The sequence below is a fragment of the Aureimonas sp. Leaf454 genome (assembly GCF_001424685.1).
Classification (GTDB): domain Bacteria; phylum Pseudomonadota; class Alphaproteobacteria; order Rhizobiales; family Rhizobiaceae; genus Plantimonas.
Genome location: NZ_LMQT01000024.1, coordinates 330,367 through 350,306, shown reverse-complemented (window position 1 = coordinate 350,306; position 19,940 = coordinate 330,367). Strand labels below are relative to the sequence as shown.

Genomic DNA, 19,940 nt, shown 5'->3' with positions numbered 1-19,940 from the left:
GAGGCTTTGCCGGCTTACTTGACCTCTTCGGCTCCGGCGCCGTCGACGATGGCCGCGCGGCGCTCCTGCGCCTTCAACTCGTCGAGCGCCGGCATCGACATGATGTTGTAGCCGGAATCGACGTAGTGGATCTCGCCGGTCACGCCGTTGGCGAGGTCCGAGAGGAGATAGAGGCAAGCGCCGCCGACCTCGTCGATCGTGACGTTGCGGCGCATCGGCGCGTTGCGGCGCTGGTAGGAGAACATCAGCCGCGCATCCGACACGCCGGCGCCGGCGAGCGTTCGCACGGGCCCTGCCGAGACCGCGTTGACGCGGATGTTGCGCGGTCCGTAATCGGCGGCGAGGTAGCGCACGGAGGCTTCGAGCGCGGCTTTCGCGACGCCCATGACGTTGTAGTTCGGCATGACGCGCGTCGCACCGCCATAGGTCAGCGTCAGGATCGAGCCGCCGCTGTCCATGAGGTCGGTCGCCCGCCGCGTGATCTCGGTGAAGGAGAAGCAGGAGATCTGCATCGTGCGCGTGAAGTTGTCGCGCGTCGTGTCGGCGTAGAGGCCCTTCAGCTCGTTCTTGTCGGAGAAGGCCAAAGCATGGACGAGGAAGTCGATCTGGCCCCATTCGGCCTTCAGCGTCTCGAAGACGCGGTCGACCGAGGCGATGTCCTCCACGTCGCAGTCGACGAGGATCTTCGAGCCGATCTCCTCGGCGAGCGGCCTCACGCGCTTGCCGAAGGCGTCGCCCTGATAGGTCAACGCGACCTCCGCGCCCTGCGCGGCCAGCGCCTTGGCGGCACCCCAGGCGATGGAATTGTGATTCGCGACGCCCATCACGAGCCCGCGCTTGCCCTTCATCAGCTCGCCCATGGCGTCCGGCCTTCCCGTCAGTTCTGGACGCGCTGGAAGACCAGCGTCGCATTGGTGCCGCCGAAGCCGAAGGAATTCGACAGGGCGATGTCCACCTTGGCGTCGTCGATGCGTCGGCGCACGATCGGCACGCCTTCGAATTCCGGATCGAGCTCGGTGATGTGGGCGCTCTCGCCGATGAAGCCGTCGCGCATCATGAGAAGCGAATAGATCGCCTCCTGCACGCCGGCCGCGCCGAGGGAGTGGCCCGTCAGGGACTTGGTCGACTGGATGTGCGGGATCTCGGCGCCGAAGACCTCGCGGATCGCGCCGATCTCCTTGGAATCGCCCACCGGCGTCGAGGTGCCGTGGGTGTTCACGTAGTCGACGCGCCCCTTCACGGTGGCGAGCGCCTGGCGCATGCAGCGCACGGCGCCCTCGCCCGAGGGCGCGACCATGTCGTAGCCGTCCGACGTCGCGCCGTAGCCGACGAGTTCGGCATAGATCCGCGCACCGCGCGCCACCGCCCGCTCGTATTCCTCGAGCACGACGACGCCCGCGCCGCCCGCGATGACGAAGCCGTCCCGGCTCGCGTCATAGGCCCGCGAGGCCGTGGCCGGCGTGTCGTTGAAGTCGGACGACATCGCGCCCATCGCGTCGAAGAGGTTCGACATGGTCCAGTCGAGATCCTCGTGCCCGCCGGCGAACATCACGTCCTGCTTGCCCCACTGGATCATCTCGGCGGCATTGCCGATGCAATGGGCCGAGGTCGAGCAGGCTGACGAGATCGAATAGTTGACGCCGTGGATCTTGAACCAGGTGGCGAGCGTCGCGGATGCGGTCGACGACATGGCCTTGGGCACCGCGAAGGGGCCGATGCGCTTGGGGCTTTTGTTCTTGCGCGTGATGTCGGCGGCTTCGATCAGCGTGCGCGTCGACGGACCGCCCGAGCCCATGATGATGCCGGTGCGCTCGTTGTTCGAGATGTCGGCCTCCTCGAGGCCGGAATCGGCGATCGCCTGCTTCATGGCGACGTGGTTCCACGCGCCGCCCTGGCTGAGGAAGCGCATGGCGCGCCGGTCGACCAGCTCGGCGAGCGCGGTCTGATCGAGCTTGGGCTTGCCCCAGACGCGGCACTTGAACCCGTTCTCCGCGAAATCCTCGGAGAAGCTGATGCCCGACGTGGCATCGCGCAGCGAAGCCGAGACCTCGTCCAGACCGTTGCCGATCGAGGACACGATGCCCATTCCGGTCACGACGACCCGTCTCATGGAAATTCCTCCAAATGATCCGCCGACAAGGTCCGGCGAAACCGCGCGAGCGGACGTGATCGTCCCCATCCGGGCTCAGCCGCCCGTCGCGTCCTCGTCCTTGAACAGTCCGACGCGCAGGTTGCTCGCACGGTAGATGACCTCGCCATCCGCCTTCATCCAGCCCTCGGCGATGCCGAGCTTCAGCTTGGAACGCATGACGCGGCGAAATTCGACGCCGTATTCGACGAGCTTGATCTTGGGCGTGACCTGACCGGTGAACTTCACCTCGCCGACGCCGAGGGCCCGGCCGCGGCCTTCCTCTCCGAGCCAGCCGAGATAGAAGCCCGTCAGCTGCCAGAGCGCGTCGAGCCCGAGGCAGCCCGGCATGACCGGATCGCCCTCGAAATGGCACTGGAAGAACCAGAGCGAGGGATCGACGTCGAACTCGGCCTTGATCGAGCCCTTGCCGAATTCGCCGCCGTCGGTGGTGATCTCGGTGATGCGGTCGAACATCAGCATGGGGGGCAGCGGCAATTGGGCATTGCCCGGCCCGAACAGCGTGCCGTGACCGCAGGCGATCAGGTCGTCGTAGTCGTATCGGCTCTTGCCTGTGGCCATCGTCGTCTTGCATCCGCCTTGGCTCGCCCGGAGGCGCGGGGTTCGGCGTCGCCTTAGCATGATGCGCGCCGTTGACAAACCGTCAACGCTTCAACGCCGGCCGAAGCCGGGCTCGCGATGCCGTGACGCCTGAGATAGGCTGCCTTCCGCTCACAAGGAAGTCGCAACCGGGTCCCTCATGCCGATTTTGCCGAACGTCACGCCCCTCATCGCCGTGCTGGCCGCCCTTCTCCTGGTGCCGTGCAGCCCCGGAACGGCGCAGGCGCAGGCGTCCGGCAACAACGCGGCCAAGGGAGCCACGGGCGGGACGGGAGGCCGGGGAGCGGGATGGCGATGGAGCGGCGGCCGCGCCGCGCTGGCCGGCGCGTCCGGCGAGACCATCGCCTTCACCTGCGCCGGCGCGCCGGCAACGCTTCGCCTGATTCTGCCCGGCTTCGACGCCTCGCTCCAGGGCGATCTCGATTACACGGTCGTCGTCACGGTCGACGGAACCGCCTTTCGCCGCACCACGCGCGCCGTTCGCGGCGCGGGCGGCAGGCGCGATCTCGTAGAGACGGCTAGACCGACGGAGCTTCTGCCGCTCGTCGATGCGCTGGCGGCGGGCTCGAAGGCGGAGATCGCCTCGCCCGCGGGACGCGAGACCCTGACGCTGAGGGGGTCGGGCAAGGCTCTGCAGGCGCTGAAGGCGGCCTGTCCCTGAGCCCGCTCGGCCCCTCGTCGGCGACGGTGTCGCCGAGAAACTTGACAATGTCGGACATGAATTTGCTGCGACGCCTCAAACGCTTTATATGAGGTCGGCGAGGTCGGCTCCGCGACGTGGAGCGCGACGTCTTTCGAACGGGCACGATGGTGGCGATGGCGACGACGAAGGCGATGAACATCCGGGGCCGTACGGGGTCCTTCTGCGTGTTCGAGCGGCTGCGGGCAGCGGGCCTGCGGCCCACGCGCCAACGCGTTGCTCTGTGCAACCTCATCTTCGGCTCCGGTGACCGTCACCTCTCCGCCGAAGAGCTGCACGACGAGGCCCACCGCGCCGGCGAGCCGGTGTCGCTCGCGACCGTCTACAACACGCTGCACCAGTTCACCGATGTCGGCATCGTCCGTCCGCTGACCGGCGAGGGCCAACGCACCTATTTCGACACCAACACGTCGGACCATCACCATTTCTTCATCGAAGACGACAACCAGATGATCGACATCCCCAATGGCGGCATCAGCCTTGCGCAGCTGCCCGAGCCGCCCGAGGGCATGGAGATCGTCAATGTCGACGTCGTGGTCCGCCTGCGCCGCAAGAGCGCGCCGGCGATCTGAGAAAGGCCGAAAGGCTCCGCCGCGCGCGTCCCTCGGATACCAGTCCCTCGGATACCAGAAGAACCCGCCGGGGGAGGCCCCGGCGGGTTCTTTTGCGATGCGACGGCGGCGCGAACGGCATCGCCTTGACGAACGGACCTGATCGTCGGACCGCGGGTTGCGGAGATTCGAGGGGTGAGACCGTCCTTCGTCCGGCTGCCGCGCGCCCGGCCGGCACGGGGTGCGTGCGCCCTAGAACCGCTCGTCGGGATAGACGCCCCAGATTTCGTGCTGGCGCACGTAGCCGTCGCGATTGGCGACCTCCACTTCGCACCAGCCCAGACCGCATTCCTTGACCTTGGTGACGACGCCGGGCTCCATCCGGGCGACGAGACCGGAATCGTCCGAGGCGCTGCGGCGCAGGTCGACGGTGGCGCTCTTGCCGGCCAGCCAGGGCGCGGCGATCGCCGTGCGTTCGCCGGACAGGAGCGAGTGGTAGACCCAGCCTTCCGAGCCTTCGGAATCGCGGACGCGGCGCCACAGCTCGTATTCCTGCACGACCTCCACCGGCAGGCCCGGCTTCAGGTAGAGCCAGGAGACGGCGTAGTCCTTGCCGGGTCCGACGCGCAGATTGACGCGGGCGGATTTCAGCGAGACGAAACGCGGCAGGGGGAGCTTGGAATAGGTGCCGGCCGCCTCGCCCGCTTCGCCCGCCTCGCCCGGCTGCTCGCTTTCCGGATCGGCCTCCACGGCCCCGGCGGACATGAGCGAGCCGGCGAGACAGGCCGCCGTGGCGACCGAGAGGAGGAGGCGGCGAAGCATCGACACGGGGGGACTCCTTGAGACCAGACCGCCCGCCCCCGAAGGGGGCCGGGCCGGACGCGCCCGACATCCCGAAAGCCTTTGTTTTCGCCCGAGGCGCTTGCTAAGGACGAGATGTCTGCGGCACGGCCGACTATCGCTCCACGCGGTTAACAACCTCTTGAAAGGGCGCGCGATGACCGAGAGAGCCAAGCCGATCGTCGCCATCACGCGGCGCCTGCCGGACGCGATCGAGACGCGGATGGCCGAGCTCTTCGATGCGCGCTTCAACCTGGACGACCGGCCGAAGAGCCAGCCGGAGCTCGTGGCCGCATTGCGCGAGGTGGACGTTCTCGTGCCGACCGTCACCGACCGGATCGACCGCGCGATGATCGCGCAGGCCGGTCCGCGCCTGAAGCTGATCGCGCACTATGGCAATGGCGTCGACAATATCGACGTCGAGGCCGCCCATGCCCGCGGCATCTTCGTGACCAACACGCCGAACGTCCTCGACGAGGACACGGCGGACATGACCATGGCGCTGATTCTCGCCGTGCCCCGCCGGCTCGTGGAGGGCGCGACGCGGCTGACGGCCGGCGAGCGCTGGCCCGGCTGGTCGCCGACCTGGATGCTCGGCCGACGCCTGTCGAAGAAGAAGCTCGGCATCATCGGCATGGGCCGCATCGGCACGGCGGTCGCCCGGCGCGCGAAAGCCTTCGGCATCGAGATTCACTATCACAACCGGCGCCCGGTCCGGCCGAAGACCGAGGCCGAGCTCGGCGCGATCTATTGGGAGAGCCTCGACCAGATGCTCGCCCGGATGGACATCCTCTCGGTGAACTGCCCCTACACGCCCGCGACCTACCACCTCCTGTCGGCGCGCCGCCTGTCGCTCGTGCAGAACCACGCCTTCATCGTCAACACGGCGCGCGGCGAGATCATCGATCAGGCGGCGCTGGTGAAGCGGATCGAGGAGGGGCAGATCGCCGGGGCCGGTCTCGACGTCTTCGAGGGCGAGCCCGCCGTCGACCGCCGGCTGATGCGGCTCGCCGAGGAGAACCGGGTCGTCCTCCTGCCCCATATGGGTTCGGCGACGATCGAGGCCCGGCTCGACATGGGCGAGAAGGTGATCATCAACATCCGCACCCTGATGGACGGCCACCGGCCGCCGGACCGCATCCTGCCCGGCCGAATCTGACGCGCCGACGCCGGCCTGGCCCGTCGCGGCGGTCGCGGTGCAGCAGACGGCTTCGCAGCTGCAGGATGGACAGACCGGGCGCCGTGCGTTTCCCTCCTGGCAAAGACGTCAGGGAGGAATCGACATGAGCGAGACGCTCGAACGACCCGCGACCATCGAAACCGCGCAACCGCGACGCGACGTCGAGGCCTGGCTCCAGGCCTTCGAAGGGGCGCTTGCGGACGGCCGGGTCGACGATGCGGCCGAGCTCTTCGGCGCCACGAGCTTCTGGCGCGATCTCGTCGCCTTCACCTGGAACATCACCACCGTCGAGGGGCGCGAAGGCGTGCGCGACATGCTGGGTGCGGTGCTCGGCGACGTGCGGCCGAGCACCTTCCGCGTCGAGGAGGAGCCGACGGAGGCGGGCGGCGTCACCGAGGCCTGGATCACCTTCGAGACGGGCGTCGCGCGCGGGCGGGGGCACCTGCGCCTCAAGGACGGCAAGGCCTGGACGCTGCTCACCACCATGACCGAGCTGAAGGGCTTCGAAGAGCCCCTGGCCGAGCGCCGCCCGATGGGCGCCGAGCACGGGGCGAGCCGCGAGCGCCGGACCTGGTCCGAGAAGCGGGCCGCCGAACAGGCCAGCCTCGGCCATGACACCCAGCCCTTCGTGCTCGTCGTCGGCGGCGGCCAGGGCGGCATCGCTCTCGGCGCGCGGCTGCGCCAGCTCGGCGTTCCCGCCATCGTCATCGACAAGCACGAACGGCCGGGCGACGCCTGGCGCAAGCGCTACAAGTCGCTCTGCCTGCACGATCCCGTCTGGTACGATCACCTGCCCTATCTCGACTTTCCCAAGACCTGGCCGGTCTTCGCCCCGAAGGACAAAATCGGCGACTGGCTGGAAATGTACGTGAAGGTGATGGAGCTCAACTACTGGTCGAAGACGGTGGCCAAGAACGCCCGCTTCGACGAGGCGGCCGGCGAATGGATCGTCACGGTCGAGCGGGACGGCGAGGAGATGATCCTCCGGCCGAAGCAGCTCGTCCTGGCCACGGGCATGTCCGGCAAGGCGAACATGCCGAACTTTCCCGGCATGGACCGCTTCGAGGGCGAGCAGCATCACTCCTCGCAGCATCCCGGCCCCGATGCCTACAAGGACAAGCGCGTCGTCGTGATCGGCTCGAACAATTCGGCGCACGACATCTCGGCCGCGCTCTGGGAGGCCGGGGCCGACGTCACGATGGTCCAGCGAAGCTCGACGCACATCGTGAAGTCCGACACGCTGATGGAGAAGAGCCTCGGCGATCTCTATTCCGAGCGGGCCCTGAAGAACGGGATCACGACGGCCAAGGCCGACCTCATCTTCGCCTCCGTGCCCTTTCGCATCATGCACGAGTTCCACATTCCGCTCTACGAGGAGATCGCGCGGGTCGACGCCGACTTCTATGCGGGGTTGGAGAAGGCCGGCTTCCGCAACGATTTCGGCGTCGACGGGTCCGGCCTCTTCATGAAATACCTGCGTCGGGGCTCGGGCTACTATATCGATGTCGGCGCGAGCCAGCTGATCATCGACGGGAAGATCAAGCTCAAGGGCGGACAGGTCGAGGCGATCACGCCGACCGGCGTCAAGCTCGACGACGGCACGGAGCTTCCCGCCGATCTCATCGTCTATGCCACGGGCTACGGCTCGATGAACGGCTGGGTCGCCGATCTCGTCAGCCCGGAAGCGGCGGACAAGGTGGGCAAGGTCTGGGGTCTCGGCTCCGACACGACCAAGGATCCCGGCCCCTGGGAGGGCGAGTTGCGCAACATGTGGAAGCCGACGCAGCTGCCGAACTTCTGGTTCCACGGTGGAAACCTGCACCAGTCGCGGCATTATTCGCAATATCTGGCGTTGCAGCTGAAAGCCCGGCTGGAGAGTATTCCGACGCCGGTCTACGCGCTGGCGGAGAGCCATCACGCGCGTTGAGGATCGTCGGATGGGGAATGTCGGGGACGGCGCGCCCGGCGGCGCCCCCGATGTCGATGGATGAACCCGTCACCCGGCGTCAGCCGGGTCCCGTCGTCACCCCCGCCCGCCGAACACGCGCTTGGGCTTGAAGGCGCCTTCCTCCACCGCGCCGAGCGCGATGAGGCGGCCGAGGCCGGTCGCGTAGGCCTCTTCGCAGAAGGCGGGGGCGTCGCGGCCGCGCAGGAGCACGGGATTGCCCGAAAGGACGCGGCCCGCCTGCTCGTCGGTCAGCGAGACCTCGTAGAGGTCCGACAGCGCGAGCGCGGGATCGAGGATGTATTCGTCGAGCCCCGTGAAATCGACGACGCGCGGACGCGCCCCCGCCTCGATCTCGTCGGGCGTCAGCGTCTCCCGGCCCTCGTCGCCGGCGGCCTCGAGATCCTCGAGGGTCACCATGTCGTCCTCGTCGAAGGCACCGACCGCGATCCGGCGAAGCTCGGTGATATGGCCGAAGCAGCCGAGGTCTCGGCCCATGTCGCGCGCGATCGAGCGGACATAGGTGCCCTTGCCGCATTCGGCCTCGAACACGGCCTCGTCGTCGCGCAGCTCCAGAAGCTCCAGGCGGTGGACGACGACCTGACGGGCGGCGATCTCCACGGTCTCACCCTCGCGGGCGAGATCGTAGGCGCGTTCGCCGTCGATCTTGATGGCGGAGAACTGCGGCGGGATCTGCATGATCTCCCCGACGTAATCCTCCATCGCGTCGCGGATCTCCTCTTCGCCGGGACGGATGTCGGAGGCGCGCACGACCGGACCCTCGGTGTCGTCCGTGGTCGTCTCGGCGCCCCAGCGCACGGTGAAGCGGTAGATCTTCAGCCCGTCCATGACGAAGGGCACCGTCTTCGTCGCGTCGCCGAGCGCGATGGGCAGCATGCCGGACGCAAGCGGGTCGAGCGTACCGGCATGTCCCGCCTTCTGCGCGAAGTAGAGCCACTTGATCTTCGAGACGGCCTCGGTCGAGCCGAGCCCCTTCGGCTTGTCGAGGATCACCCAGCCGGAGACCGGACGACCCTTCGGCTTCTTGCCACGTCGTGCCATGCTACTGGAGGACCTCCGGCGCCTTCTCCAGAAGGTCGCCGGTCTTGGCGCGGCACTCGGCGGGCAGCTTCTGCTTCTTGCCGGTCTTCTGGTATCCGCGCTGGACCATGCGCTCGGTCGCGATGCGGCCGGCGGTGGTGGTGGAGCCGTTGTGGGCGCCGTAATCCTCGCCCATTTCGGCGGCGAGCATCGGATCGAGCGCGGCCATCGGCGCGACGCCGTTGCGCACCGCGTCTTCCATGGCCTTGCCGGCTTCGGCGGAGAAGGCGACCTCGGCGATCTTCTCGGAGATGGCGTCCGGCTTGCGCAGCGACCGGTCGAGCGAATAGGCCAGACCCGATTCCTCGATCATCCGCACCAGTGCGCGCGCCTCGTCGGAATCCATGGCCCGCGCGTTCATGTAGAGCTGGTGGCGCTCGCCGGGGGATTTCGCGCCCAGCTTCTCATCGGTCCATTTCATGGCGTCTCGTCCTCTTCGTCGTCTCGTGCGAGGTCCTTGACGACCTCCGGCGAGCGCAGGAGCGCATCGATCCGGGCGTAGTTGTCGAAGGACGTGTCCTTCCGGAAACGAATTTCCGGCATGTATTTCATTTGGCGGAGCGCCGGCGTCAGCCGGCCCCGAATGAAGCGCGCATGGCTCTCAAGCGCTTCCACGTAAGGGTCGACCTCGCTCTGCCCCAGCACCGTTATATAGGCGGTGGCGAGCTTCAGATCATTGGCCATGCGGACCTCCGTCACGGAAATCACGGCCTTCTCCAGGAGCGGATCGCGCAGCTCGTCCCGGCCCAGAATCTCGGTCAAGGCTTTGCGCACCTTCTCTCCGACGGAGAGCTGACGGTTGGTCGGTCCCTTTTCGGGGCGCTTGGAGGCCACTCGGGCGTTCCTTCCTGGCAGAGTCGAATGTGGGACGAAACGTCGAAAAACGGGTTTCGCCGATAAAGCGGCGGGGCCGGGAGAGCGTATCTCCCGGCCCCGCGATCCTGCCTTCGACGAGGCAAAGGGCCGTGGTTACAGCGAGCGCGCGACGTGCTCCACGCGGAAGCACTCGATGACGTCGCCGACGCGCATGTCCTCGTAGCGCTCGAAGGCCATGCCGCATTCCTGACCGCCCGGCACCTCGGACACTTCGTCCTTGAAGCGCTTGAGCGTGGAGAGCTTGCCCTCGTGGATGACGACGCCGTCGCGGATGAGGCGAACGCCCGCGCCGCGCTCGACCTTGCCTTCCGTGACGCGGCAACCCGCGACCTTGCCGACCTTGGTGATGTGGAAGACCTCGAGGATCTCCGCATTGCCGAGGAAGGTCTCGCGGCGTTCCGGCGACAGGAGGCCGGACATGGCCTGCTTCACGTCGTCCACGAGGTCGTAGATGATGTTGTAGTAGCGGATCTCGATGCCGTTCTGCTCGGCCGACTGACGCGCCTGCGCATTGGCGCGCACGTTGAAGCCGATGATCGCGGCATCCACCGCCGAGGCGAGCGTGATGTCGCTTTCGGTGATCGCGCCGGCACCGGAATGGATGATGCGGGCCCGGACCTCGTCGGTGCCGAGCTTGTCGAGGGCGGAGATGATCGCCTCGACCGAACCCTGCACGTCGCCCTTGATGAGGAGCGGGAACTCCTTCAGGCCGGTGTCCTGCAACTGGCTCATCATCTGCTCGAGCGAGCCGCGCTGGCCGGCGGACTTGGCGACCGCCTTGTCGCGCGTCAGGCGCTGGCGATACTCGGAGATCTCGCGGGCGCGCGCCTCGTCCTCGACCACCGCGAAGCGGTCGCCGGCGGCCGGGGTTCCGGAGAGACCGAGCACCTCGACCGGGGTCGAGGGCGCGGCTTCCTTCAGCTGCTTGCCCTTGTCGTTCACGAGCGCGCGGACCTTGCCCCACATGTCGCCGGCGACGACGATGTCGCCGGTGCGCAGCGTGCCGGCCTGAACGAGGACGGTCGCGACGGGACCGCGGCCCTTGTCGAGCTCGGCCTCGATGACGACACCCTCGGCGGTGCGCGTCGGGTCGGCCTTCAGCTCCATCAGCTCGGCCTGGAGCTGGATGGCTTCGAGCAGCGTGTCGAGGCCGAGGCCCGTCTTGGCGGAGACCTCGACATCGAGGACCTCGCCGCCCATGGATTCCACGAAGACCTCGTGCTGGAGGAGCTGCGTGCGGACCTTCTGGGCGTCGGCCGACGGCTTGTCGATCTTGTTGATGGCCACGATGATCGGAACGCCCGCCGCCTTGGCGTGGCTGATCGATTCGATCGTCTGCGGCATGACGCTGTCGTCGGCCGCGACCACCAGGATCGCGATGTCGGTCGCCTGCGCGCCGCGGGCGCGCATCGCCGTGAAGGCGGCGTGGCCCGGCGTGTCGATGAAGGACATGACGTAGCCGTCGTGCTCCACCTGATAGGCGCCGATGTGCTGCGTGATGCCGCCGGCCTCGCCGGACACGACGTTGGTCTTGCGGATCGCGTCAAGCAGCGAGGTCTTGCCGTGGTCGACATGGCCCATGATCGTGACGACCGGAGCACGCGAGACCATCTTCTCCTCGTCGTCGGCGACGTTGAAGATGCCCTCCTCGATGTCGGACGCGGCGACGCGCTTGACGGTGTGGCCGAATTCGGACGCGATGAGTTCGGCGAGATCGGCGTCGATGACGTCGCCTGGCTTCATCATCTGGCCCTGCGCCATCAGGAACTTGATGACGTCGACCGCACGCTCGGACATGCGCCCGGCGAGTTCTTGGATGGTGATGGTCTCTGGAATGATCACTTCGCGTACGATCTTTTCGCGCTGCTGATTCATCTGCGAGCGCTTGAATTTCTCCTGTCGGCGCCGCATCGAGGAGAGCGAACGCGAACGCGCGCCCTCTTCGCCGACCAGCGCCTTGTCGAGCGTCAGCTTGCCGCCGCGGCGACCGTCGTCGGTCTTGGCGCGGGTGGGCTTGGCCGTCTCGACCTTGGCCGGGCCGCGGCGGACACCCGCCGGACCGGTCCGGGCGCGCCCGGCATCCTCGCTCTCGTCGTCGCGGCGAACGCCACGGCCGAGCGCGGCACGGGCAACCGCGGACTCCGTCGTCTCCTCGCCCGGACGGGCAGGGGTCGCGGACGGACGCTTGGCGGCCTCCTCCTCGGCCTTCCGGCGCGCGGCGGCCTCGGCCTCGAGACGCGCGTTCTCCTCGGCCTGACGGCGCTCGGATTCCTCGCGCTCCTGGCGGCGACGCTCGTCGTCGGCGATGCGGCGCGCCTCCTCCTGAAGGAAGAGACGGCGATCCTCGGCCTCGCGCTGGCGAGCGAGTTCGAGCGCGCGGCGCCGAGCATCCATCTCACGCGACGACAGATCGTTCAGCACCGCGCCGCGGGGCTGGCGCGCGCCGGGAGAGGCAGCGGCCGGACGCGCGCCGGGAGCACCCGGACGCGGCGGCTGACCGGGCTGGCCGGGTCGGCCGGCGCCGGCCGGCGCGGCGCCACGCGGCGGAACCGAAGCGCCGGGACGCTGCGGCGCGGAGCCGGGACGCTGACCCTGCGGAGCGCCGGGCGCGGGACGCTGGCCGGACACCGGCGCGGACGGGCGCGGTCCCTGGTTCGGCGTGGAGGCGGACGGACGCGGTGCCTGCGGCGTTGCGGCCACCGGGGCAGCCGGAGTGGCGGGCGTCGCCGGAGCGGCGGGAGCGGGAATCGGCGCAGCCTCGGTCGCGGCCGGCGCTTTCGCTTCGACCGGCGCGGCGGCGGCCGGAGCCTCGACCTTGGCGGCCGGCGCAGGCGTCGGAACGGGCGCGTCCGGCGCCTTCGCCTCGGGCGCCTTCACTTCGGGTGCCTTCGCTTCGGGAGCGCTCACGGGGCTGGCAGGCGCGTCCGGCGCCTTGGCCTCGGGGGCCTTCGGCTCAGCCGCCTTGGCTTCCACGTGCGCCGGAGCCGGAGCCGGGGTCGCGGCGGGAGCCGCGGGCGTCGCCTTCGCCTCGACGACCGACGGCGCTGCCGCCGTCACCTCGGCGGACGGAGCCGGTGCGGACGGAGCAGCCGCTGCCGGAACGGGCGCTGCGGGAACCGGTGCGCGCGCGGCAGGCGCGGCCGCCACCGACGCCGCCTCCTTCTCGTCCGGCTTCACGATCCGACGCTTCTTCGTTTCGACGAGAACGTTGTTCGTGCGCCCGTGCGAAAAGCTCTGGCGAACCGTCGACTGCTCGACGCCACGAGGCTTCAGGCTCAGGGTCTTCTTCGTGTTCACGCTCAGCGTCTTGTCGTCGCCGGATTTCGTGTCGCTCATTACCGCTTCCGCTTCCTGCATGGGGTCGATCCCACGCCAAACATCCGTGCACCCGACATCCCCGGGGGATGCCGCCGTCTCAATCGCTGGCGACCGCTTCATCCGGCGTCGCTTCATTGGCGTCGCCGGCCATCGCCGTGGGGTGCTCACCCCGGTAGTTCGAAAGCGCTTGAAGGCGCCTCAAGAGCGCAGCGCCCGCCTCTCCGGCAAGGACGGCTGCATGTATCACATTCCCGCCGCCGAAGGCCAAACCCATTTCATCCACCGTGAACAGGCGGAAAGCGGGAACCTCGTCGGCCAGTCCCATCGCGACGGCAGCGCGTCGGGCATTCGCGATCTTGCGTATGCCGTCCTCTGCGCCGTCGATCGCGTGCAGCACGGCCAAGGCCGCCCCGGCGCGAACCGCGGCATCCACCTTCGTTGCTCCGACAACGAGTTGGCCCGCCTTTCGTGCCATCCCGAAGAAGCTCAGGATCTGGCGCGCGAGTTGCTCGTCGACCTGATCGGCCAGCGCTTCCGCACCCGCCACCTCCCGTTTCAGCGCCCGGGCGAAGAGTTTGCGTTTGACCGCCTGCTCCACGACCGAACGCCGCATCTCGACATGCGCGCCCCGCCCGGGAAGCTTGCGCCGGAGATCGGCGACCAGTGTTCCATCGGGCGCTGCGACGAAGCGGATCAGCTCGTCCGGCTCGAAAGCCTTGCGCGAGACGATGCAGGTGCGCGGATTGCGGGCTTCGTCGTCCGCCGGCGCCTCGCGCTTCGTCTCCTCGTCCGTGCCGATCTCGACCTCGCCCATTCCGGCGTCCCCGGCCCTCAGACCGCCTCCGCCTCTTCATCGTCTTCGCCGGCGGGACCCGCCAGCTCTTCCTCGGTGATCCAACCCGCCTTGACGCGGGCCTGCATGATCATGCGCTCGGCATCGGTGCGGCTGATCTCGAAGGCCGAGAGAGCGCCGGGAAACCGCTTGGTCTCGCCGTCCTTGCGCTCGCTCCAGCCGGTGAGGTCGTCGGCCGCGCAGCCGGCGAAATCTTCCATCGTCTTCACGCCGTCCTCGCCGAGCGCCACCAGCATCGGCGTCGTCAATCCGTCGATCTCGCGAAGCTCGTCGGCGACGCCGAGGCTCTTTCGCTTGTCGTCGAACTCGGACTCGCGACGCTCCAGATACTCGGTCGCCCGGTTCTGGATCTCCTCGGCCGTGTCGGCATCGAAGCCCTCGATCGCGGCAACCTCGCCGCGGTCGACATAGGCCACTTCCTCGACGGTCGCAAATCCCTCGGACGCGAGGAGCTGGCCGACCATCTCGTCGACGTTCAGCGCGTTCATGAAGAGATCGGAACGCTCGGCGAATTCCTTCTGCCGCCGCTCGGACTCCTCCTGCTCGGTGAGGATGTCGATGTCCCAGCCGGTCAGCTGCGAGGCGAGGCGCACGTTCTGTCCACGGCGTCCGATCGCCAGACTTAACTGGTCATCGGGAACCACGACTTCAATGCGCTCGGCGTCTTCGTCGAGCACGACCTTCGAGACTTCGGCCGGCTGCAACGCGTTGACGAGGAAGGACGCCGCATCCGGCGACCAGGGGATGATGTCGATCTTCTCGCCCTGCAGTTCGGCGACGACCGCCTGGACGCGGCTGCCGCGCATGCCGACGCAGGCGCCGACCGGATCGACCGAGGAATCGCGCGAGATCACGGCGATCTTGGCGCGGGAGCCGGGATCGCGGGCGACCGACTTGATCTCAATGATGCCGTCGTAGATCTCCGGCACTTCCATCGTGAAGAGCTTGGCCATGAACTGCGGATGGGTGCGCGACAGGAAGATCTGCGGCCCGCGCTGTTCGCGGCGCACGTCGTAGACGAAGGCGCGCACGCGGTCTCCGTAGCGGAAGAGCTCGCGCGGGATCTGCTCGTCGCGGCGGATGATGCCCTCGCCCTTGCCGAGGTCGACGATCACGTTGCCGTATTCGACGCGCTTGACCGTTCCGTTGACGATCTCCCCGATGCGGTCCTTGTACTCGTCGTACTGCTTGTCGCGCTCGGCCTCGCGCACCTTCTGCACGATGACCTGCTTGGCCGACTGGGCGGCGATGCGGCCGAAATCCATCGGCGGCAGCTGCTCGGCGATGAAGTCGCCGGGCTCGGCGTCGGGATTCTTGTCGCGGGCGAGCTCTAGATAGATCTGGGTGTTCGGGTCCTCGACCTCCTCGACCACTTCGAGCAGGCGCTGCAGCTTCATCTCGCCGGTGCGCGTGTTGATGTCGACGCGGATGTTGGTCTCCTGGCCGTAGCGCGAACGCGCGGCCTTCTGGATCGCGTCCGCCATCGCCTCGATGACGATCTCGCGATCGATCGACTTCTCGCGCGCGACGGCGTCCGCGATCTGCAGAAGCTCGAGCCTGTTCGCACTGACTGCCATCGAAGTGTCTCCTCGTCGGTCTCCGCATCTCGGCCGACATAGTCCGTCGCCGAGATGCCGGTCCTGTCCCTGCCGGGGCCGCGCCGATGGCGGTGCCCCCAATTCGTCACGCCTCGGCGTCGTCGCCTGGGTCGTTGTCGTTGTCGTTCCCGACGAGGCCCTTGCGGGCCGCCTTGTCGGCCTTGAGGGCCGCGTCGATCAGTTCGTCGGTCAGAAGGAGGCGGGCATCGGCGATGGCGTCGAAGGGGATGGACACCACCTCGTCCTCGCCGGGCTGCACCTCGGAGCGCTCCAGCCGGATGCCGTGCGCCTCCACGGCGACGACCTTGCCCCGGAAACGCTTGCGCCCCTCCACGATGCGCGTCGCCTCCAGCTTCAGGAGATGATGGCTCCAGGCCTCGAAGTCTCCGCGCCGCACGAGCGGACGGTCGATGCCGGGCGAGGAGACCTCCAGATGATACTCGCGGTCGATCGGGTCCTCCATGTCGAGAACCGGGGAGACCGCGCGGCTGATCGCCTCGCAATCGTCGACCGACATGGTGCCGTCGGCACGCTCGGCCATGATCTGCAGCGTGAGGCCGTTCATCTGCGAGAGCCGGATGCGCACGAGGCGGTAGTCGAGCTGCTCGACGACGGGCTCGACGATCGCGGCGATGCGCGCCTCCAGCCCATCCTCCAGGATGATGCGCGGCTCCACGGCCGACGGGGAATGGTCCGGCCCCGTCGAAGGGTTCATCCCCGCAGACGGGGTCACTGGCATCTCGGCGGTCGTATCGTCGTTCACGCGTGCTCCGGCATCACGGCCTCGCCGCGGGACGCGTCCCGCGGGTGCAGCCTCGATTGAGCGAGAACCCGCCCGGCGCGCCATGCACCGGAGAGGTCTTCGTCGTCTCCCGACGCGGGGCTCGTCGCCCGTCCACCGTCGCTCGGTCCCTGAACCGAACCCCCGGTAACAAAAAAGAGCGGGACCGGCAGGACCCACTCTCACGATCGCATCGAAGAGACTTTCACCGCTCTATAAGACAAAATCCGTCCCGCAGCAACCCTCGACGGGTCAGCCCGCTCCGATCCGCTCGAAGCTGAGGTAAGCGGGCCGCCGGCCCTCGCGAAGGGCCTTGGCCTCGTAGCGCGTGCCGGGCCAGTCTTCGTAGGGCGTGTGCCAGTCGGCGGCCCGGCTTGCCTGCCAGCGGAAGGCGGCATGGTCGCGAATGTGGAGCAGCGTCCAGTTCACGTAGGTGTCGATGTCGGAGGCGAAGCGGAAGATCGCGCCCGGCTTCATCACCCGCGCCAGCCGATCCAGATTGGCGGGCCCGACGAAGCGCCGCTTCCAGTGCTTGAACTTCGGCCAGGGGTCCGGATAGAGCAGATCGACGCCGTCGAGCGAGGCTTCGGGCAGCCAGTCGAGGAGACGGGTCGCGTCGTCGCCATAGAGGCGGATCGCCGGACGCGGGGCTTCGTCCAGAACCATCAGCAGCTTCGCCATTCCGTTGACGAACGGCTCGGCCCCGATGAAGCCGGTGCCGGGATGCCGGTCGACCATGGAGAGGAGATGCTCGCCGCCGCCGAAGCCGATCTCGAGGCGAACGGTCTCGACCGGGATCGGAAAGAGGTCCGCGACATGGCGGGGCGGGGCCTCGTCGAGATCGACGGACAGACGCGGCAGAAGCTCGGCCATCAGCTCTTCCTGGCGCGGGCGAAGGCGCTTGCCCTTGACCCGCCCGAAGAACGCCTCGCGCAGGCGGTGGCGCTGCTCCTCGCCCTCGATGCGTGGCGGCATCGGGGTCAGGCCGCCCGGGAAGGACGGGGAGATTGCGGTGCGTGCGGCATGTCGTGATTCCGGATCGGCTGCGCGCCGGCGACCGGCGCATCGCGGCGTCGCCCTCGCGTCCGCCGGCCCGGCCATGGCAGAGCCGCCGCGGGGGCGTCAAGCCGAAAGCGGCAGAACCGGTCGAGGGAGCCTCACTCCGACGCTTCGGGCTCCTCGCCGAGCGAGCGCACGAGATCGATGATGCGCTTGCGCACCTTCGCGTCGCGGACCCGGACGAAGGCGCGGTTCAGCTGCAGCCCTTCCGGGGTCGACAGGAAGTCGACGACATAGTCCGGACCCGTCGCCTCGTCGAAGCCGTTGGCGTTCGGGCTGCCGCCGGGCGCGTCCTCGAAGAAGAAGGAGACCGGCACCTTCATCACTTCGCAGATGCGCTGCAGACGGCTCGCACCGATCCGGTTGGAACCCTTCTCGTATTTCTGGATCTGCTGGAAGGTGATGCCGAGGGCCTCGCCGAGCTTTTCTTGGCTCATGCCCAGCATGGTACGCCGCAAGCGGACGCGCGAGCCCACATGGATGTCCACCGGGTTCGCCTTCTTCTTGCTTTCCACCGCCACCATGCGTCCAGACCCCACGAGTTCATCGGTTCCCACGGAACCGGCAGGCCGGCACGAAGGCGATCGTCCGTTTGTCCCGCATTGCCCCTTCGGAAACCCAAGGCGCAAATGAGGTATTACGGTGGTTTTTTACAGCGTCAATCGCTGTTGACGCCACTCGTACCAACGCAAAGCCACACAAACCATCATGGCCAGGGCCAAGATTACCCAAAAATACGTATTTTCATAGATGGCAAAGTTTGTTCGTGGCAAACGATCGGGCAATCCGGTTGCAACCACTCCGGTGGCGTTCAACGCCAGGGCATCCATCGTGCGGCCGTAGCCGTCCGTCACGACGGAAATCCCGGTATTGGCGGCGCGAATCAGCGGGAGCCCGAAGGCGACGGCGGTGAGTTCGGCCTGCCTCAGATGCTGGTAGGGCCCGGGCGTCCTTCCATACCAGGCATCGTTCGTGACGTTGACGATCGCGCCCGCCTGCTCGACGAGCGCGGCATCGACCTCATCTTGGAAGATGATCTCGTAGCAGATCAAGGGAAGAACGCTTGGCCAGCCCACAACGTCCAGAAGACGCGTGCGCCCGGCCGCCGAAAAGCCCCCCGGCAATTGGGTGAGCTGGCTGATGCCGAGCGCTTCCAGCTGGGCCTGGAAGGGCAGGTATTCTCCGAAGGGCACGAGATGCACCTTGTCGGCGGCGTGGATGATCTGACCCTCGTCGTCGATGGCGAAGATCGAATTGTAGTAGCGCGGCTCGCGCCCATCGTCCGCGGGCTCGACGCGCACGGCGCCGGCCAGCAGCATCTCGTTCGGCCGGAGCACCTCGGCGATCCGGGTCAGCGCGTCCGGCCGGTCGGTGAGGAGGAAGGGCAGCGCGGATTCGGGCCAGACGACGAGGGTCTTGCGCTCGGGCGCCGGCAGGAGGGGCTCGCCGGCCCCGCCGCCGGCGAGCCCCTCCTCCGGTCGTTCGGCGGTCAGCGTGACGAGCCGGTCGAAGATCCGCTCCGCCTCGGCCGCATCCCATTTCTGGCTCTGCAGGATGTTCGGCTGCACGATCCGCACCGAAACCTCCGCCGTCTCGGCCGGTGCGGCGGGCGCCATGCCGAGGCGAAGGGCGCCGTAGCCGACATGCGCGAGGAGGAGAACGGCGGCGAGGCCGAGGCCGAAGCGGCGGGAGCCTCGATCGGCAAGCAGCGCGGGCGCCGAGAAGACGACGAGCGCGAGCAGCGTCAATCCGTGCAATCCGACCAGCGAAACCGTCTGCATCAGCAGCGGAACGGGAGCCGCGATGATGCCGATCTCGTTCCAGGAAAAGCCGGTGAAGAGACGCCCGCGCAGGACCTCGAACAACGCGAAGCTCGCGGCCAGCGCCAGGATGCGTCCCGAGCCCTCGCTCCAGAGCATGCGTGCCAAAGCGGCGGCGAAACCGTGATAGAGCGCCAGAACGGCGGGCAGGCCGAGGACGGCGAGCGGCAGCGCCCAGAGGAATTCGCCGGCGTCGACGAGCATCGCGGCGCCGAGCCACCAGAGGCCGGCGGCGAAATAGCCGAACCCGAAGCACCAGCCGATCCGCCACGCCGGGCCGAGGCGGCGCAGCGCGCCATGGCCCGGCATTCCCGCGGCGCCGTCGAGAAGCAGGACGAGGACGGGGAAGCCGAAGAAGCCGGCCAACGGCACGTTGAACGGCGGCAGGCCGAGCGTCGTGACCGCACCGGCGGCGACAGCGAGGAGTGCCCGCCGCCAACCGTCGAGCAAGACCACGGACGCGGCTAGGGAACGCAGCATGCGGACGGTCTCTCCCGGCGGACGGCATCTTGCGGGTGCGGCGCGCCGCCGCCCCCCTTGCCTTCCCATACGCTTGGCGTACGGGCGTC

At 68.1% G+C, this 19,940-nt stretch carries 18 protein-coding genes and 1 pseudogene; 4 read left to right on the top strand and 15 right to left on the bottom strand.

From position 1 onward, the window contains the following. Positions 1 to 14: 14 nt before the first annotated feature. From fabI to fabA, 3 genes are all read right to left on the bottom strand, one after another. Complete coding sequence (gene fabI, locus ASG43_RS20930; protein ID WP_056509007.1) at positions 15 to 860, bottom strand: enoyl-ACP reductase FabI; 846 nt, start codon at positions 858 to 860, stop codon at positions 15 to 17. Between the two features lie 17 nt (positions 861 to 877). Continuing rightward, entirely contained in the window at positions 878 to 2,110 is a 1,233-nt protein-coding gene (gene fabB, locus ASG43_RS20925; protein ID WP_056509004.1) for a beta-ketoacyl-ACP synthase I, read from the bottom strand. Positions 2,111 to 2,185: 75 nt separating this feature from the next. Further along, entirely contained in the window at positions 2,186 to 2,710 is a 525-nt protein-coding gene (gene fabA, locus ASG43_RS20920) for a bifunctional 3-hydroxydecanoyl-ACP dehydratase/trans-2-decenoyl-ACP isomerase (protein WP_056509001.1), read from the bottom strand. 178 nt (positions 2,711 to 2,888) lie between these two features. Here fabA and ASG43_RS20915 point away from each other — a divergent pair, with 178 nt between their 5' ends. Both ASG43_RS20915 and irrA read left to right on the top strand, forming a co-directional pair. Continuing rightward, positions 2,889 to 3,410, top strand: a complete 522-nt coding sequence (locus ASG43_RS20915; protein WP_056508997.1) for a hypothetical protein — start codon at positions 2,889 to 2,891, stop codon at positions 3,408 to 3,410. Positions 3,411 to 3,565: 155 nt separating this feature from the next. Continuing rightward, entirely contained in the window at positions 3,566 to 4,021 is a 456-nt protein-coding gene (irrA, locus tag ASG43_RS20910) for an iron response transcriptional regulator IrrA (protein ID WP_156386818.1), read from the top strand. A 231-nt stretch (positions 4,022 to 4,252) separates the two neighbouring features. On the opposite strand, the gene ASG43_RS20905 is transcribed toward irrA, so the two are convergent. Then, entirely contained in the window at positions 4,253 to 4,822 is a 570-nt protein-coding gene (locus tag ASG43_RS20905; RefSeq protein WP_056509277.1) for an SH3 domain-containing protein, read from the bottom strand. Between the two features lie 175 nt (positions 4,823 to 4,997). On the opposite strand from ASG43_RS20905, the gene ASG43_RS20900 reads away from it, so the two are divergent. Then, on the top strand, positions 4,998 to 5,999 hold the full coding sequence (locus ASG43_RS20900) for a D-glycerate dehydrogenase (RefSeq protein WP_056508994.1): 1,002 nt from the start codon (positions 4,998 to 5,000) through the stop codon (positions 5,997 to 5,999). Between the two features lie 124 nt (positions 6,000 to 6,123). Beyond that, the gene (locus tag ASG43_RS20895; protein ID WP_056508992.1) at positions 6,124 to 7,947 is read left to right on the top strand and encodes an NAD(P)/FAD-dependent oxidoreductase; all 1,824 of its coding nucleotides are present in this window, start codon (positions 6,124 to 6,126) and stop codon (positions 7,945 to 7,947) included. A gap of 96 nt (positions 7,948 to 8,043) precedes the next feature. Here ASG43_RS20895 and truB read toward each other — a convergent pair whose 3' ends face one another. The 11 genes and pseudogenes from truB to lnt form a co-directional block, all read right to left on the bottom strand. Continuing rightward, on the bottom strand, positions 8,044 to 9,027 hold the full coding sequence (truB, locus tag ASG43_RS20890; protein ID WP_056508991.1) for a tRNA pseudouridine(55) synthase TruB: 984 nt from the start codon (positions 9,025 to 9,027) through the stop codon (positions 8,044 to 8,046). Between the two features lies 1 nt (position 9,028). Further along, on the bottom strand, positions 9,029 to 9,487 hold the full coding sequence (locus tag ASG43_RS20885; RefSeq protein ID WP_056508988.1) for a hypothetical protein: 459 nt from the start codon (positions 9,485 to 9,487) through the stop codon (positions 9,029 to 9,031). Next, on the bottom strand, positions 9,484 to 9,900 hold the full coding sequence (rbfA, locus tag ASG43_RS20880; protein WP_056508985.1) for a 30S ribosome-binding factor RbfA: 417 nt from the start codon (positions 9,898 to 9,900) through the stop codon (positions 9,484 to 9,486). Before rbfA ends, ASG43_RS20885 begins: the two co-directional genes overlap by 4 nt. Before the next feature lie 135 nt (positions 9,901 to 10,035). Beyond that, positions 10,036 to 12,849: a translation initiation factor IF-2 gene (infB, locus tag ASG43_RS20875; RefSeq protein WP_348271100.1), complete on the bottom strand. Its 2,814-nt coding sequence runs from the start codon at positions 12,847 to 12,849 to the stop codon at positions 10,036 to 10,038. 279 nt (positions 12,850 to 13,128) lie between these two features. Next, a pseudogene (locus tag ASG43_RS23825) lies at positions 13,129 to 13,278 on the bottom strand (translation initiation factor IF-2 associated domain-containing protein); the annotation flags it as partial. A gap of 79 nt (positions 13,279 to 13,357) precedes the next feature. Next, entirely contained in the window at positions 13,358 to 14,074 is a 717-nt protein-coding gene (locus tag ASG43_RS20870) for an RNA-binding protein (RefSeq protein WP_082491092.1), read from the bottom strand. Positions 14,075 to 14,091: 17 nt separating this feature from the next. Further along, on the bottom strand, positions 14,092 to 15,690 hold the full coding sequence (gene nusA, locus ASG43_RS20865) for a transcription termination factor NusA (RefSeq protein ID WP_056508978.1): 1,599 nt from the start codon (positions 15,688 to 15,690) through the stop codon (positions 14,092 to 14,094). 106 nt (positions 15,691 to 15,796) lie between these two features. After that, a complete protein-coding gene (gene rimP / locus ASG43_RS20860) occupies positions 15,797 to 16,426 on the bottom strand; it encodes a ribosome maturation factor RimP (RefSeq protein WP_056508975.1) in 630 nt (209 codons plus the stop codon). 318 nt (positions 16,427 to 16,744) lie between these two features. Further along, a complete protein-coding gene (locus ASG43_RS20855; protein ID WP_162244756.1) occupies positions 16,745 to 17,455 on the bottom strand; it encodes a tRNA (guanosine(46)-N(7))-methyltransferase TrmB in 711 nt (236 codons plus the stop codon). 194 nt (positions 17,456 to 17,649) lie between these two features. Next, positions 17,650 to 18,075, bottom strand: a complete 426-nt coding sequence (locus ASG43_RS20850) for a helix-turn-helix transcriptional regulator (protein WP_056508969.1) — start codon at positions 18,073 to 18,075, stop codon at positions 17,650 to 17,652. 126 nt (positions 18,076 to 18,201) lie between these two features. Continuing rightward, the gene (gene lnt / locus ASG43_RS20845; RefSeq protein ID WP_156386828.1) at positions 18,202 to 19,848 is read right to left on the bottom strand and encodes an apolipoprotein N-acyltransferase; all 1,647 of its coding nucleotides are present in this window, start codon (positions 19,846 to 19,848) and stop codon (positions 18,202 to 18,204) included. Positions 19,849 to 19,940: the final 92 nt, after the last annotated feature.

Coding starts and splice junctions, on each gene's coding strand:
- fabI (WP_056509007.1), bottom strand. CDS start 860: ATGGGCGAGCTGATGAAGGGCAAGCGCGGGCTCGTGATGGGCGTCGCG.
- fabB (WP_056509004.1), bottom strand. CDS start 2,110: ATGAGACGGGTCGTCGTGACCGGAATGGGCATCGTGTCCTCGATCGGC.
- fabA (WP_056509001.1), bottom strand. CDS start 2,710: ATGGCCACAGGCAAGAGCCGATACGACTACGACGACCTGATCGCCTGC.
- ASG43_RS20915 (WP_056508997.1), top strand. CDS start 2,889: ATGCCGATTTTGCCGAACGTCACGCCCCTCATCGCCGTGCTGGCCGCC.
- irrA (WP_156386818.1), top strand. CDS start 3,566: ATGGCGACGACGAAGGCGATGAACATCCGGGGCCGTACGGGGTCCTTC.
- ASG43_RS20905 (WP_056509277.1), bottom strand. CDS start 4,822: ATGCTTCGCCGCCTCCTCCTCTCGGTCGCCACGGCGGCCTGTCTCGCC.
- ASG43_RS20900 (WP_056508994.1), top strand. CDS start 4,998: ATGACCGAGAGAGCCAAGCCGATCGTCGCCATCACGCGGCGCCTGCCG.
- ASG43_RS20895 (WP_056508992.1), top strand. CDS start 6,124: ATGAGCGAGACGCTCGAACGACCCGCGACCATCGAAACCGCGCAACCG.
- truB (WP_056508991.1), bottom strand. CDS start 9,027: ATGGCACGACGTGGCAAGAAGCCGAAGGGTCGTCCGGTCTCCGGCTGG.
- ASG43_RS20885 (WP_056508988.1), bottom strand. CDS start 9,487: ATGAAATGGACCGATGAGAAGCTGGGCGCGAAATCCCCCGGCGAGCGC.
- ASG43_RS20870 (WP_082491092.1), bottom strand. CDS start 14,074: ATGGGCGAGGTCGAGATCGGCACGGACGAGGAGACGAAGCGCGAGGCG.
- nusA (WP_056508978.1), bottom strand. CDS start 15,690: ATGGCAGTCAGTGCGAACAGGCTCGAGCTTCTGCAGATCGCGGACGCC.
- rimP (WP_056508975.1), bottom strand. CDS start 16,426: ATGAACCCTTCGACGGGGCCGGACCATTCCCCGTCGGCCGTGGAGCCG.
- ASG43_RS20850 (WP_056508969.1), bottom strand. CDS start 18,075: ATGGTGGCGGTGGAAAGCAAGAAGAAGGCGAACCCGGTGGACATCCAT.